We start from the raw sequence: 14698 nt of genomic DNA, 5'->3' as shown, positions 1-14698 counted from the left end.
CGCGATGAAGCACCGACTCACCGCCGCGGTGGCGGCCCTGGCCCTGGCCGCGGCGGCGTGCGGCTCGGACGCCGGGACCGGCGCGGCGCCCGAGAGCAGCGGCCCCGCCGGGCTGACCGTCTGGATCATGGACGGCAGCGTCACGCAGGACCTGCTCAAGACGTTCGAGACCGGCTACGAGGCCGCCCATCCGGAGGTGGACCTGGACATCCAGATCCAGGCCTGGGACGGCATCGGCGAGCGGGTGACGGCCGCGCTGGCCAGCACCGACGCGCCGGACGTGATCGAGGTCGGCAACACCCAGGTCGCCCAGTACGCGGCCAGCGGCGGCGTCACCGACCTCACCGGCAAGGTCGCCGACCTCAAGGGCGAGGACTGGCTGCCCGGCCTGGCCCAGCCGGGGAACACCGACGGCAAGCAGTACGGGATCCCCTGGTACGCGGCGAACCGGGTGGTGGTGTACCACAAGGACCTGTTCGCGAAGGCCGACGTCCAGCCACCGAAAACCCGTGATGAATGGCTGGAAATCACGAAAAAGCTGAATCAAGGGGGTAATCAGGGCATCTACCTGACCGGGCAGACCTGGTACGCGCTGGCCGGCTTCATCTGGGACGAGGGCGGCGACCTCGCCGTCCAGGAGGGCGGCCGGTGGAAGGGCGCGCTCGACACCCCGCAGGCCCTCGCCGGCATGGACTTCTACCAGCGCCTCCAGGCTCTCGGCAAGGGCCCCAAGGACGCCGACGAGGCCAACCCGCCGCAGCACGAGGTGTTCGCCCAGGGCAAGGTCGCGCAGATCATCGCGGTGCCCGGCATCGCCGCCCGCGTCCTGGAGGTCGAGCCGGACCTCAAGGACAAGATCGGATATTTCCCAATCCCAGGGAAGACGCCCGACAAGCCCGGCTCGGTGTTCACCGGCGGCTCCGACCTGATCGTCCCGGTCGCCTCCCAGCACCAGGAGGAGGCGTACGAGGTCGTCAAGGCGCTGGCCGGGGAGGAGTTCCAGACCGACCTGGCCAAGGCCATGAGCTTCGTGCCGAACCGCACCTCGCTCGCCGGCGTGCTCTCCGGCGACGAGGGCACCGCCGCCATGGCCACCGGCGCCGCCAACGGCCGGGCCACCCCCAACACCCCCAACTGGGCCGCCGTCGAGGCCACCTCGGTCATCAAGCAGTACATGACCGCGGTGCTCACCGGTGGCGACCCCGCGACGGAGGCGAGGAAGACGTCGGAGTCCATCACGGCCACCCTCAACAGCGGGTCCTGAGTGCGCGGCCGTCCCTTCTGGCCCTACCTGCTCATCGCGCCCACGGTGGCCGGTGGGGCCTTCCTCCTGCTCTACCCGGTCGCCAAGGCGGCGGTGATCTCCCTCCAGCACTTCCGCATGGGCGAGCTGATCAAGGGCGGGGCCGCCTTCATCGGCTTCGGCAACTACGCGGAGCTGCTGTCCGGGGACGAGTTCTGGGCGGTGCTGCTGCGCACCGTCTGGTGGACCGCGGCGAACGTGGTGCTCATCGTGGTCCTGTCCACCGCCGTCGCGCTGCTGCTCGTACGGCTGCGGCGCGGCATGCGGCTGGCCCTGATGAGCGCGCTGGCGCTGGCCTGGGCCACCCCGATCATCGCGGCCACCACCGTCTTCCAGTGGCTGTTCCAGTCGGAGCTGGGCGTGGTCAACTGGCTGCTGGTCACGCTCGGCCTCGACTCCTTCCGCGGTTACACCTGGTTCGCCGACGGCGACGCCACCTTCGCGGTGCTCGTCCTGCTGGTGGTCTGGCAGTCGGTGCCGTTCGCGGCGCTCACCCTCTACGCCGGGCTCACCACCATTCCCGCCGAGCTGTACGAGTCGGCGCGGATCGACGGCGGCACCGGGTGGCAGATCTTCTGGCAGGTCACGCTGCCGATGCTGCGCACCCTCTTCGCCCTGATCGTCTCGCTGGAGGTGATCTGGGTGGCCAAGTGCTTCCCGCAGATCTGGGTGCTCAGCCAGGGCGGGCCGGGCGACGCCACGACCACCCTGCCGGTGTACGCGTTCAAGATCGCCAGGGTGCTGCACCGGTACGACCTCGGCTCGGCGGTCGCCATGCTCACCGTGCTGATCCTGGCCGTGGCCCTGATCAGCAACCTGCGACGGATGGTCAGATCATGAGAAGGCTCGCCCTGAACGCCGTCGCGCTGGCCGTGCTGGTGGTGACGATCTTCCCGGTCTACTGGATGTACCTGACGGCGTTCAAGCCGACCCGGGACATCCAGGCGGCCACCCCCACCTTCTGGCCCTCCTCGCCGACGCTCGACCACTTCGTCACGGCCGTGAACGCGCCGGGGTTCTGGACCTTCTGGCGCAACAGCCTGCTGGTGACGGTGGCGGCCGTGCTGCTGGCGCTGGTGGTGGCGATGGCGGCGGCGTTCGCGGCGACGCGGATGCGGTGGCGGGGCCGCGGCGCGTTCGTGGTCATGGTGTTCGCCGCGCAGATGGCGCCGTGGGAGGCGCTGCTGGTGCCGGTGTTCATCATCGCCAGGGACACCGGCCTGCTGGACTCGCTGGCCATGCTGACGGGGGTGTACTTCATGATCACCCTGCCGTTCACCATCGTCACGCTCCGCGGCTTCCTCGCCGCGATCCCGCCGGAGCTGGAGGAGGCGGCGCAGGTGGACGGGTGCTCGCGGCTGGTGGCGTTCCGGCGGGTGACGTTCCCGCTGCTGGCGCCGGGGCTGATGGCGACGTCGCTGTTCGGGTTCATCACGGCGTGGAACGAGTTCGCGTTCGTGAACGTGCTCATCATCAAGGACCAGGACAAACACACGCTGCCGGTCTGGCTGTCGTCCTTCCGCGACGTCTTCGGCACGGACTGGGGAGCGACGATGGCGGCGGCGGGCCTCTTCGCCCTGCCGGTCCTGCTGCTCTTCCTCTTCCTGCAACGCCGTGTCGGCACGGGAATGACCGCGGGCGCGGTCAAAGGCTGACGCGCCGCGGGCTCAGGCGGGGGAGGTGAACGCGGCGTGGGCCTCCTTCGCGCGGTCCTCCGGCAAGTGGTCGCGGGCCGCCAGCCAGGCCGCCGCGCCCGCCGCGTCGCCCGCCGTGCGGACCTGCTCGCCGGCCAGCAGGTCGAGGACGTGTTCGCGTACGGGGCCGTCGTTGGTGAGGACGCTCCCGGCGAGCACCACGGGGCCCGAGACGTGGATTCTCCGTACGGTGGCGGCCAGGTGTTCGGCGGCCCGCCGGGTGATCGCCAGCGCGGCCGGGTCCCCGTCGGCGGCGGCGCGGCTCACGAGCGGGGCGAGCTCGGCCAGGCGCATGTGATCGCCCTGGATCAGGCGGACGAACCGGTCGTCGGTCTCGCGCGCCGTGGCGCCTCGCCAGTCGCCGAGGAAGTGGGTCACCACCAGGTCGGCCAGCCCGCCAGAGGCGGGGGTGGAGGGAACGTCGAAGGCGGCGGCGGTGTGCTGGGCGGCGGCGCGGCCGATCCAGAAGCCGGAGCCCTTGTCGCCCAGCAGCCAGCCGAGCCCGTCGGCGATCCGGTGCAGGCGGTAGGACCTGATGGCCGACGCCACCGCTCCGGTGCCCGAGAGCAGGAGCGAGCCGTCGGGCTCCGGGGACCCGGCGGTGTAGGCGATCTCGACGTCGCCCGTGAGCCGGGGCCCGGACGGGATGCCCAGGTCGGCCCAGGCCTTGGCCAGGCCGGGCGCCATCTGCTCGACGTGCCCGGCCACCCCGGCGAGCGAGGCCACCACCCGGGAGCCGTCGTGACCGGAGAGGGCCTCGCGCAGCGCGCCGGTGATGGCGGCCACCGCCTTGCCCAGCCCGTGCGCGGTCGGGTTGCCCGCGCCCGCTCGCGCGTACCCGACCCGGACGCCGTCGAGGGTGTGGACCGCCACCCGGGTGGCGGTGGCACCGGCGTCGATCCCGACCACGAGCGAAATAGTCACGATCAGATTGTGGGTCTTGACGTGACCGGTAAGCAAGAATAATTTTCGCCGAAAGGCCGGATGTTCGGAAGGAATGTTCGTGACTCCAGGTGCCCTGGGCCGCATCGAGACCGAGCTCCCCGCTCTGCCCGAGGCGTTGCGCAGGGTCGGCGAGGCGATTCTCGAGGACCCGGCCGAGGCCGCGCGCTCGACCATCATCGCGCTGGCCGAGCGGGCCGGCAGCTCGCCCGCGACCGTGACGCGCTTCTGCCGGGCGTTCGGCTTCTCCGGCTACGCCGAGCTGCGGGTGGCGCTGGCCACCGAGACCGGCAGGGCCGCGCAGGCCGGCTGGGGCGCGGGCGTGGGCCACGAGATCGGCCCGGACGACCCGATCGACGCCGCCATCGAGGTGATGGCCGCCGCCGACACCCGGCTCATCCAGGACACCGCCGCCCAGCTCGATCTCGAGGTGGTCTCGAAGGTCGCCGACGCCGTGGTGGCCGCCCGCCGGGTGCTCCTGGTCGGGGTCTCCACCAGCGGCAACGTGGCGACCATGCTGGAGGGCCGGCTGCGCCGCATCGGCATCCCCTGCTGGAGCGCGTACGACGCGCACGTCGCCCTGTCCGAGGCGGCGCTGCTGCGCGGCGGCGACGTGGCCATCGGCATCAGCCACCGAGGCCGCACCCGCGAGGTGATGGAGTCGCTGGCCGAGGCCGGGAGCCACGGCGCGCTGACCGTGGCCGTCACCTCGTTCGCCCGCTCGCCGCTCGCGGAGCTGGCCGACCTGGTGCTGACCACCGCCAGCAGGGAGACGACGTTCCGGCTCGGCGGGCTGGCCGCCGTGCACTCCCAGCTGTTCGTGCTGGACGCGGTGTACGTGGCGGTCGCGCAGCGGACGTACGAGCGCACCAACGAGGCGTTCGAGCTGACGATCACTGCTGTCGAGAGTCACCGGGTGGAGAGAGGCTGAATGACGTACGCAACCGTGGCACTGGAGCTGGCCCGTCAGGTCGCGGAGAGCCAGGCGGAGCCGGTCGGGCGGGCCGCCGAGGCGCTGGTCGCCGGGCTTCGCGCGGGCGGTGTGGTAAACGCTTTCGGTTCCGGCCACTCCGAGGCCATCGCCATGGAGATCGCCGGGCGCGCGGGCGGGCTGGTGCCGAGCAACCGGCTCTCGCCCAGGGACCTCGTCCTGTACGGGGGAGAGCCGCCCGGCGTGCTCACCTCCGAGCTGGAGCGCGACCCGGCGATCGCGCACCGGATCTACGAGCTGGCGCCCGTGGACCCGCGCGACGTGTTCGTGCTGATCTCCAGCTCCGGCGTGAACGGCGCGGTGGTCGAGCTCGCCACGATCGTCAAGGAGCGCGGACACCCGCTCATCGCGATCACCTCGGTCAGGCACAGCGTCCAGATGACCTCACGGCACCCGTCGGGCGGCAAGCTGCTCGACCTGGCCGACGTGGTCCTCGACAACGGCGCCCCGTACGGTGACGCGGTGCTGGAGCTGCCGGGCGGGGGAACCTACGGCGCGGTCTCCACGATCACCTCGGCGCTGCTCGCGCAGCTGATGGTCACCCAGACGGTCGAGCGGCTGGTGGCGCTCGGCGAGACGCCGCCCGTCTACCTGTCGGCCAACGTGGCCGGCGGCGACGAGCACAACAGAGCCCTGGAGAGCCGGTACGCAGGGCGCATCCGACGTTGAGCCAGACAAGTCAGGAGTAGTACCTATGGCGAACACCCCCCACATCACCCGGCGCGGCCTTCTCCGCGCCGCGGCGCTGGTCCCCGTGGCCGGCGCGCTCGCCGCCTGCGCCACCCCGCAGACCCAGGCGCCGGCCTCGTCGGCGGCCCCGGCGGCCACCAGCGCGGCCAACCCTCTCGGCGTCGACGCCAAGAAGCCGCTGGAGGTGTGGATCTTCGACGGCGGCTTCGGCAACGCCTACGCCACCGACATCCACCAGCCGCTGTTCAAGACCAAGTACCCCGACGCCGAGATCAAGCACAACGTCACCAAGGAGATCACCAAGGTCCTGCAGCCGCGGTTCGCCGGCGGCAACCCGCCCGACGTGATCGACAACTCCGGCGCGAACGCCATGGACATGGGCGCGCTCGCCCAGGACGGCCAGCTCCAGGACCTCGCCCCGCTGCTGGACGCGCCGAGCTGGGACGACCCGAACGTCAAGGTCAAGGACACCTTGGACCCGGCCGTCGTCGAGTTCGGCACCTACGACGGCAAGTTCCACGTGCTCGGCTACGTCAACTACATCCACGGCATCTGGTACTCGCAGAAGACCTTCAGGGACAACGGCTGGACCGTGCCGAAGACCTGGGACGAGTTCATCGCCCTCTGCGAGACGATCAAGAAGGCCGGCAAGATGGCGCCGTTCACGTACGCGGGCAAGCACCCGCAGTACCTGTACGAGCCGCTCCTCACCATGGCCGCGAAGATCGGCGGCAACGAGGTGCTGGTCAACATCGACAACCTGGAGGACGGCGCCTGGTCCGCCGAGCCGGTGCGGCAGGCGGCCGAAGCCTGGGCCGAGGTCGGCGCCAAGTACCTGATGCAGGGCACGGCCGGCCTCGACCACGTGCAGACCCAGACGGCGCAGAACAAGAACGAGGTCGCCATGCTGCCGTGCGGCTCGTGGCTGGAGAACGAGCAGAAGACCACCACGCCCGAGGGCTTCGAGTACGGCATGTTCCCCATCCCCGACTTCACCGCCTCCGACAAGATGCCGTACGGCACCCTGCACACCCAGCCGGGCGAGTCGTTCATCGTGCCGTCGCGGGGCGCCAACCCGCAGGGCGGCATGGAGTACCTGCGGGCGATGCTGTCGAAGAAGGCGGCCGGCGACTTCAGCGAGCTCGTCAGCACCGTCTCCGTGGTGAAGGGCGCGGGCGAGGGCCGCGACCTGTCGCCGGGCGCCAAGAGCGCGACCGAGGCGCTCGCCGCCGCCGGCGCCAACACCGTCTACTACCGCTGGCGCAGCTGGTACGGCCAGCTGCACGACGAGGCCGTGGCCGCCACCGGCCAGCTCATGACCGGCGGCGTCACGCCCCAGAAGTACGTGGAGCGGCTGCAGAAGAAGGCGGACGAGCTGAAGGCCGACTCCTCGATCAAGAAGTACAAGCGCTGATGTTCAACACGTACCGCCGGGGCCTGTTCATCCTGTCCTTCCTGGCGGCGCCCGTCACGCTCTACCTGGTCTACGTGATCTCGCCGTACATGCAGGCGTTCTACATCGCGATGACCGACTGGCGGGGGGTGACCGCCACACCGAACTTCATCGGGTTCGACAACTTCATCCGGTTGTTCTCCGACGGCATCTTCTGGAAGGCGGTCACCCACAACGCGGCGCTGCTCGTGCTGCTGCCGCTGCTGACGATCGTCATCGCCCTGTTCTTCGCGTTCCTGCTCAACGTGGGACGCGAGGGGCAGGGCGTGGCGGGCGTGGCCGGGTCCAGGTTCTACCGGGTGGTGTTCTTCTTCCCGCAGGTGCTCGCCGTGACGGTGGTCGCGGTGCTGTTCCAGCAGGTGTTCAGGCCCGACGACAGCGGCATGCTGAACGCGCCGCTGATGGCCATCGGGATGGGCCCCGTCGGCTTCCTGTCGGATCCGGACATCGCGTTCTGGTCCGTCCTGGGCGTCATGGTGTGGCAGGCGGTCGGCTTCTACGTGGTGCTGTTCTCGGCCGGGCTGGCGTCGATCCCGCGCGACATGTTCGAGGCGGCCCAGATCGACGGGGCCGGCCGGTTCAGCCTGTTCTTCCGCGTCACGCTGCCGCTGCTCTGGGACACCGTGCAGGTCGCCTGGGTCTACCTGGGCATCCTGGCGCTGGACGTGTTCGCGATCGTGTGGGTGATGACCGACCAGCACGGCGGGCCCGACTTCTCCACCACCGTGATGGCCACCGAGATCTACCGCAACGCGTTCCAGTACTTCCGCTTCGGCTACGCCTCGGCGCTGGGCGTCGTGATGTTCTTCTTCACCATCGGCTTCGCGATCCTGTCGCTGCGCCTGTCCCGCCGCGAACGAATCGAGTACTGACGACAATGACCACGACATCATGGACGGTCGCGAACTCGCGCAGTCTCGCCCGCCGCGAACGCCGCAGGCGGCTCGGGCCGCTGTCGATCCTCACCCACATCGCCCTGCTGGTGTGGACGGTGCTGACCGTGGTGCCGATCCTGTGGACGTTCCTCGCCTCGGTGAAGAGCGAGGAGGAGATCTTCGGCGACGCCTGGTCGCTCCCCGCCGCCCTGCAGTGGGACAACTTCGCCCGCGCCTGGGAACAGGCACAGATCGGGCAGTACATGCTCAACAGCGTCGTCGTCGTGTCGTTCAGCACGTTCGGCACCATGCTGGTCGGGTCGATGGCCGCCTACGTGCTGGCCCGCTACCCGTTCCGCGGCAACCGGGCCGTCTACCTGCTGTTCGTGTCGGGGCTGGCCTTCCCGGTCTACCTGGCGCTGACGCCGCTGTTCTTCGTGGTGCAGAACATGGGGAACGTCCCGCTGGTCGGCCCGTTCATCGGGCTGAACACGCATGCCGGGCTGGTGCTGGTGTACATCGCGTACTCGATGCCCTTCACCGTGTTCTTCCTGTCGGCGTTCTTCCGTACGCTGCCCACCGCGGTCGCGGAGGCGGCCAGGGTCGACGGGGCCTCGCACACCCGCGTGTTCTTCCAGATCATGCTGCCGATGGCCAAGCCGGGGCTGGTGAGCATCACCATCTTCAACGTGCTCGGCCAGTGGAACCAGTACCAGCTCCCGCTGGTGCTGCTGCAGGAGCGCGACAAGTGGGTGCTCACCCAGGGCATCGCCGACATCTCGACCGCGGCGGGCTACGACCAGGACTGGGCGGCCCTGTTCGCCGCGCTGACTCTGGCCATCCTGCCGATGCTGGTGGTCTACACGGTCTTCCAGCGCCAGATCCAGGCCGGGCTCACGGCGGGGGCACTCAAATAACCAATCATGAATATGGCTCGCGTGCACGAGGTGGTGGCCCTACGCTTCAGGATGTGATCGGCGACATCCGCGCGTTGCTGGCCCGCCACCTCCCCGGCTACGAGGTGCACACCGCCGTGCCCAGCGGTGACGGCCTGGACAACACCGTGCATCTGGTCAACGGCGAGCTCATCGTCCGCACCCGCGTCTCGGACCCGGGCTCCGTCCGGCGCGAGGTCGCCCTGCTGGCCGTGGTCAAGGACCTGGTCGCGGTGCGGGTGCCGGAGGTGCTGTTCGCCGACGAGCGGGCGGGCGTCATCGCCTACCACGCGCTGCCGGGGCTGCCCCTCGACCAGCACCCCGTGCCCGACCCGAAGCGGCTGGCCGAGCCGCTCGGCGGCCTGCTCAGCGCGCTGCACGCCGCCCCGGTCGAGCGGATGCGCGAGCTGGCGCCGCCCGACCTCTACCCGGCGCCGACCCTGCTGCACGACGCCCAGCTCGACTACCGCGACGTCGAGCGGCACGTCCCGGCCGGGCAGCGGCCCCTGGTGGAGCGGTTCCTCGCCGCCGAGCCGCCGCCGGAGCCGAGCACGCTCCGCTTCTGCCACAACGACCTCGGCGCCGAGCACCTCCTGGCCGACGCCGCGACCAGCACGCTGACCGGCGTCATCGACTGGACCGACGCCGCCGTCACCGACCCGGCCCACGACTTCGCCAAGATCTTGCGTGACCTCGGGCCGGAGGTGCTCGACCTGGTCCTGGCCTCGTACGACGGGCCCTTCGACGGCGAGGACCGGCGGCGGGCGCTGTTCTACGCCCGCTGCGCCCTCATCGAGGACCTCGCCTACGGCCTCAGCACCGGCCCGGCCCGCTACGCCGAGGCCGCCCTGGCCCACCTGGAGTGGACCTTCACCGGCTGAGCTCGGCGCGCAGCCCCGCCGCCGCCGCGACCACGTTCGCCAGCGACGCCTCCACCTCCTCGTAGGTACGGGTCTTCAGCCCGCAGTCCGGGTTCACCCAGACCCGCCCGGCCGGCAGCACCGCCAGCGTCCGCCGCAGCAGGCCCTCGACCTCGGCCGCGTCCGGCACCCGCGGCGAGTGGATGTCGTACACGCCCGGCCCCAGCCCGCGCCCGAACGACCCGACCGCGTCCAGGATCCGCGCCCCCGACCGGGCCGACTCGATCGTGGTCACGTCCGCGTCCAGCCCGTCGATCGCGGCCAGGATCTGGTCGGCGTTCGAGTAGCACAGGTGGGTGTGGATCTGCGTGCGGTCGCCCGCGCCGGAGGTCGCCCTGCGGTACGCGGCCACCGCCCACTCCAAGTAGCCGGCCTGCGCCGACCGGCGCAGCGGCAGCAGCTCGCGCAGCGCCGGCTCGTCCACCTGGATGATCGGCACGCCGGCCGCCTCCAGGTCGCGCACCTCCTCCCGCACCGCGTCCGCCACCTGGCGCACCACGTCACGCAGCGGCAGGTCGTCCCGGACGAACGACCAGGCCACGATCGTCACCGGGCCGGTGAGCATCCCCTTGACCGGCCGGTCCGTGAGCGACCCCGCGTACGCGGCCCACCGCACGGTGATCGGCTCGGGCCGCGACACGTCGCCGTGCAGGATGGGCGGCCTGGTGCAGCGCGACCCGTACGACTGGACCCAGCCGTTCGCGGTGACCGCGAAGCCTTCGAGGTGCTCGGCGAAGTACTGCACCATGTCGTTGCGCTCGGGCTCGCCGTGCACCAGCACGTCCAGGCCGAGGCGCTCCTGCAGCCGGATCACCCGCTCGACCTCGGCCCGCACCCGGCTCTCGTACTCCTCCGCGTCGAGCGTCCCCGCCGCCACGCCCGCCCGCGCCGCCCGCAGCTCACCCGTCTGCGGGAACGACCCGATGGTGGTCACCGGCAGCAGCGGCAGCTTGAGCCGCTCCGCCTGCGCCCGCGCCCGCACCTCGTACGCACTCCGCCCCGCGCCCACGCTCACATCCGCCGCGCCCGCCCGGTGTGCCCGCGCGTCCTCACCGCCGTCCTGCACCGGCGGCGCCGTACGGGAGAGGGCCACGACCTCGGAGACCTTCTGTTCGGCGAAGGCGAGGCGGCCCCGGAGCGCCGGGTCGAGGCCGGGCTCGGCGGTGACGTCGTACGGGACGTGCAGCAGGGAGCACGACGTGCTGACCGTCACCTGGTCCGCGTGCTCGCGCACCGCAGCCAGGGCGCGCGCCGCCCGCGACGGCGACGTCCGCCACACGTCCCGCCCCGACACCACGCCGGCCACCACCGTCTTGCCCGCCAGCGCGGCCAGCCCGTCGGCGCCGCCGCGCACCAGGTCCACCCCGACGGCCTCCACCGGGGTCGCCGCCAGCACCGGCAGCGCCTCCCCGAGATGCCCGAAGTACGAGGCCACGAAGAGCCCCGGCCGAGCCGCCACGTTCCCCAGCCGCTCGTAGGCGGTCCGCACCGCCGCCAGCTCGGCCGGCGTCCGGTCCGCCACCAGCGCCGGCTCGTCGAGCTGCACCCATGCCACGCCCTCGGCCGCCAGCGCCCCGAGCAGCTCCTCGTAGCAGGCGAGCACGTCGTCCAGCCGCGCCAGCGCCGCCTCGGGGTCCGCCGACAGCAGCAGGAACGTCACCGGCCCGACCACCACCGGCCGCGTCTCGTACCCTAGCGCCCGCGCCTCCCGCACCTCGCCCAGCGGCTTGGCCGCGTCCAGCTTGAAGGCCGTCTCCGGGCCGATCTCCGGCACGATGTAGTGGTAGTTCGTGTCGAACCACTTCGTCATCCGCAGCGGCGCCAGCCCGTCGGCGCCGCGCGCCATCGCGAAGTACGGGTCCGCCGCCTCCCGGTAGCGCTCCGGCACCGCGCCCAGCAGCACGGCCGTGTCGAGCACCTGGTCGTAGAGGGAGAACGTGTTCGACGGCAGCCCCTCCAGGCCCAGCTCGGCCAGCCTGCGCCAGGTCGACGCCCGGATCGCGGCGCCCGCCGCCTCCAGCTCGTCACGGGTGGCGCGGCCGTCCCAGTACGACTCCAGGGCGCGCTTCAGCTCCCTGCGCGGGCCGATCCGCGGGTATCCGAGCACGGTGGACTGGGGGAAAGCGGGCATCGAAGCTCCTCAAGACGATCGTGGACGTCCGGGCATCGTGCACGGCTCCGGCCGCCTCGTGCATCATCTATTCGTGACGCTTATGGCCAGGGAGATACAGTGCTTCGCCCGGGTGGCGGCGCGGCTGAGCTTCTCCCGTGCCGCCGCCGACCTGGGCATGTCCCAGCCGGCCGTCAGCCAGGCCGTGGCCCGGCTCGAACGCGCCACCGGCGTCCGCCTCTTCGAGCGCAGCGCCCGTACGGTGCGGCTCACGGCGGCCGGGGCGGCGCTGCTGCCGTACGCCGAGCAGGTCCTGGAGTCGGCGGCGGCCTTCACGGCGGAGGCGTCCCGGCTGGCCCGGCCGGTCATTCACCTGGCTTATCCACCGCTCGCCGGCCCGCTGGCCGCCCGCATCGCCCGGCGCATGGCCGGCCGCACTCCACCGGTGGCGGTCGAACTGCACGCGGCGGGCCGCGCCGCCGCCGCGGCCGCCCTGGACGCGGGCGAGGTGTCGGCCGCCATCCTGGCCACCCCGGCCCCGGCCCGCTTCACCACCGCCGCCCGCTTCCACGTGACCGTCGACCACCTCGCCGTCCCGCCCACCCACCCCCTGGCGGCCCGCGCCCCCGAGCCCCACCTCACAAGACCGTCCCGCACACCCCGTACGACGACGCCGGACACCCTCCGTCCAGCGGAGGCCCGCCCGACGGTTTCCGGAGGGGGAGAGGTACCTCCGGCGTCGCCCGGACCGGGGAATGTGCGACCGGTCGCGCGCCCGGAGTCCGGAAGGGGCGAGGTGCGGCCGGCGGAGCTTGCCGGGCTGGTGGTGCTGACGCCCGGTGGACGGCGGTGGGCGGGGCTGCCGGGGCATCCGCGCATGGTGCGCGACGACGACTTCGGGGCCGCGCTCGACCTGGTGGCCGCCGGGGCGGGGGTGCTGCCGATCCCGCACCTGCTGGTGCGGAGCGTGCGGCGCGACGACGTCGTGTTCGTGCCGCTGGAGGGCGCCGACCTCCAGATCACGTACGCGCTGGCCTGGTCCAGGGAGCGGGTCACGAACGAGCTGCTGGCGCTCGTCCAGGCGATGCAGGACGCGCTGTGGACCAGATGAGCTACGTGATGTTCTTCAGTGCCTCCCGGCGGCTCAGCCCCGAGATGCCCTTGGCCCGTACGTAACGCACCACCTCGTCCGGGTTCGTCTTGGCGTACTCGCGCAGCGCCCACCCGATCGCCTTGCGTGCGAAGAAGTCGTTGTCGGACAGGCTCGGCTCGATGCACGCGTACAGCAGGGCGGTGTCCGTGCGGGCCTTGAACCGGTTCTGGCACAGGATCGCCGTGCGCCGCTTCCACAGGTCGCCGGCGTGCGCCCACTCCAGCATGAGCGGCCGCATCGTCTCGGGGAAGGCGGTCAGCAACCCGCCGACGCGGTGCGTGGCCAGCTCGTCCACCAGATCCCACCAGGCGCCGGTGACGATCATCTCCTCGTACATCGGGACCGTGTAGAGGGTCTGGAAGTCGCGGTAGAGGCGGAAGCCGGTCAGCTCGATCGCGGCGTAGCGCTCCTCGCGGAACTCGGCCTCGCGCCACAGCCGCAGCACCGCCCGCCGCCACTCTGGCGCCGTCTCCAGGGGGTGGTCGGCGAACACCTGTCTGAGCGCGGCCCGCCGCGGCCCGGCCTGGACGCCGAGGAACGGCATCGCCGACTTCATGTAGGCCCGCATGGCGGCAGCCTTGCCGGGCTCCGCCGCCTTGCGCAAGGCCAGCCGCACCTCGTCGGTCAGGCTCATGCCCGCTGCGAGGTCCGCTCGCCGGTGGCCAGGCCGTCGAACAGGACGGTGACGAAGTGTTCGGCCAGCGCGGCCGTGTCGAGCCTGCCGTCGGGGCGGAACCAGCGCACCGCCACCCAGATCGTGTCGCGGATCATCCGGTAGGTCAGCTTCGGGTCGACGTCGTCGCGGAGCTGCCCGGCCGCCTGGCCGGCCCTGATCTGCGTCACCCAGATCTGCTCGACCTCCTCCTCGGCCTTGACCAGGTAGTTGAAGCGCTCGAACTGACGCAGGTAGTTCCAGTCGTTCTGCATCACGGTGATCGCGGCGCGGTGCGGCTCCAGCGTGCCGAACCCGATGCGGACCATCTCCGTCAGCACCGCGAGCGGGTCGTCGCCGCCCGCGACGGCGGCGCGGTAGCGGGCGGTGACGTCGTCGAGGAAGGTGGACAGCACCTCGTCGACGATCGCCTCTTTCGAGTCGAAGTGGTGGTAGAGGCTGCCCGAGAGGATGCCCGCCTCCTGGGCGATCTGCCGGACGGTCGTGGCCTGGAATCCCTTGGCGGCGAAGAGCTCCGCGGCGAGTCTGACGAGATGTTCGCGGCGCTCGGACGCCGCCCCGGAGGAGGCGGCGCCGGCACGCTTCGCCTGGGTGGCGGTGTCGCCGGAGTTCTTTCGCGTTGTCACGGACACCATTATGCGCCCTCGACCAAGCGCTTGGTGAACAGTTGATTCCACCGCTCCCAGCCATTATCCAGCGCTTCCGGGCCACCATGAACACACGGCAAACCCGTTCACTATCGGCGTCGCGTCGGGGTTCGCTGCCCGACGGCGTGATCCTCCGGACCGGACCACCCCACCAGCGCGGCCCCTCCGGCGGCGGGCGCGGTTCGTTTCCGGCCCTGGCGGCGACCAAGAGATGCGGGGCGGCGGCGGGACTTCTAGGTGGAAGGGCGCTCGCGGGGTGACGGTGGCCAACTTCGTCATCACGGGGGACGGGGTGACGTTCGGGAACGCCTC

General features: G+C 71.5%; 14 protein-coding genes. 10 read left to right on the top strand and 4 right to left on the bottom strand.

The window, feature by feature from the left end:
* Window positions 1-4: 4 nt before the first annotated feature.
* From FR742_RS27650 to FR742_RS27640, 3 genes are read left to right on the top strand one after another with little or no spacing between them, the layout of a single operon-like run.
* Window positions 5-1264 (top strand): extracellular solute-binding protein, encoded by a 1260-nt coding sequence (locus tag FR742_RS27650; protein ID WP_148033651.1) that lies wholly within the window; start codon window positions 5-7, stop codon window positions 1262-1264.
* Complete coding sequence (locus tag FR742_RS27645) at window positions 1265-2143, top strand: carbohydrate ABC transporter permease (protein ID WP_148033650.1); 879 nt, start codon at window positions 1265-1267, stop codon at window positions 2141-2143.
* A complete protein-coding gene (locus tag FR742_RS27640; RefSeq protein ID WP_148033649.1) occupies window positions 2140-2958 on the top strand; it encodes a carbohydrate ABC transporter permease in 819 nt (272 codons plus the stop codon). The genes FR742_RS27645 and FR742_RS27640 overlap by 4 nt, the downstream gene beginning before the upstream one ends.
* Window positions 2959-2970: 12 nt before the next feature.
* Here the strand turns inward: FR742_RS27640 and FR742_RS27635 are convergent, their stop codons facing one another.
* A complete protein-coding gene (locus FR742_RS27635) occupies window positions 2971-3921 on the bottom strand; it encodes an N-acetylglucosamine kinase (protein ID WP_187281334.1) in 951 nt (316 codons plus the stop codon).
* 73 nt (window positions 3922-3994) lie between these two features.
* Between FR742_RS27635 and FR742_RS27630 the strand changes: the two genes are divergently transcribed.
* From FR742_RS27630 to FR742_RS27605, 6 genes are read left to right on the top strand one after another with little or no spacing between them, the layout of a single operon-like run.
* A complete protein-coding gene (locus FR742_RS27630) occupies window positions 3995-4870 on the top strand; it encodes a MurR/RpiR family transcriptional regulator (RefSeq protein ID WP_148033647.1) in 876 nt (291 codons plus the stop codon).
* A complete protein-coding gene (locus tag FR742_RS27625; protein WP_148033646.1) occupies window positions 4871-5599 on the top strand; it encodes a sugar isomerase domain-containing protein in 729 nt (242 codons plus the stop codon). It abuts the gene before it with no gap.
* 25 nt (window positions 5600-5624) lie between these two features.
* Window positions 5625-7034, top strand: coding sequence for an N-acetylglucosamine/diacetylchitobiose ABC transporter substrate-binding protein (gene ngcE / locus FR742_RS27620; RefSeq protein WP_148033645.1), 1410 nt, complete (start codon window positions 5625-5627; stop codon window positions 7032-7034).
* On the top strand, window positions 7034-7945 hold the full coding sequence (locus FR742_RS27615; protein ID WP_148033644.1) for a carbohydrate ABC transporter permease: 912 nt from the start codon (window positions 7034-7036) through the stop codon (window positions 7943-7945). Before ngcE ends, FR742_RS27615 begins: the two co-directional genes overlap by 1 nt.
* 5 nt (window positions 7946-7950) lie before the next feature.
* Window positions 7951-8865: a carbohydrate ABC transporter permease gene (locus FR742_RS27610; protein ID WP_148033643.1), complete on the top strand. Its 915-nt coding sequence runs from the start codon at window positions 7951-7953 to the stop codon at window positions 8863-8865.
* Between the two features lie 53 nt (window positions 8866-8918).
* Window positions 8919-9764 carry a phosphotransferase family protein gene (locus FR742_RS27605; protein ID WP_187281333.1) on the top strand — a complete coding sequence of 282 codons (846 nt, stop codon included), beginning with the start codon at window positions 8919-8921 and terminating at the stop codon, window positions 9762-9764.
* On the opposite strand, the gene metE is transcribed toward FR742_RS27605, so the two are convergent.
* A complete protein-coding gene (gene metE / locus FR742_RS27600) occupies window positions 9754-11934 on the bottom strand; it encodes a 5-methyltetrahydropteroyltriglutamate--homocysteine S-methyltransferase (RefSeq protein ID WP_148033641.1) in 2181 nt (726 codons plus the stop codon). The genes FR742_RS27605 and metE overlap by 11 nt on opposite strands.
* An 82-nt stretch (window positions 11935-12016) precedes the next feature.
* Here metE and FR742_RS27595 point away from each other — a divergent pair, with 82 nt between their 5' ends.
* On the top strand, window positions 12017-13024 hold the full coding sequence (locus tag FR742_RS27595; protein WP_261808887.1) for a LysR family transcriptional regulator: 1008 nt from the start codon (window positions 12017-12019) through the stop codon (window positions 13022-13024).
* A 1-nt stretch (window position 13025) separates the two neighbouring features.
* On the opposite strand, the gene FR742_RS27590 is transcribed toward FR742_RS27595, so the two are convergent.
* Together FR742_RS27590 and FR742_RS27585 are read right to left on the bottom strand one after the other, a co-directional pair.
* Window positions 13026-13700, bottom strand: coding sequence for a DNA alkylation repair protein (locus FR742_RS27590; protein WP_148033639.1), 675 nt, complete (start codon window positions 13698-13700; stop codon window positions 13026-13028).
* Window positions 13697-14374 (bottom strand): TetR/AcrR family transcriptional regulator, encoded by a 678-nt coding sequence (locus FR742_RS27585; protein WP_148033638.1) that lies wholly within the window; start codon window positions 14372-14374, stop codon window positions 13697-13699. Before FR742_RS27585 ends, FR742_RS27590 begins: the two co-directional genes overlap by 4 nt.
* Window positions 14375-14698: the final 324 nt, after the last annotated feature.

This window comes from Nonomuraea sp. C10, from assembly GCF_008017515.1.
Classification (GTDB): Bacteria; Actinomycetota; Actinomycetes; order Streptosporangiales; family Streptosporangiaceae; genus Nonomuraea; species Nonomuraea ferruginea.
Note: the sequence above shows the minus strand (reverse complement) of the source record. Positions and strands in the feature narration are given on the sequence as shown.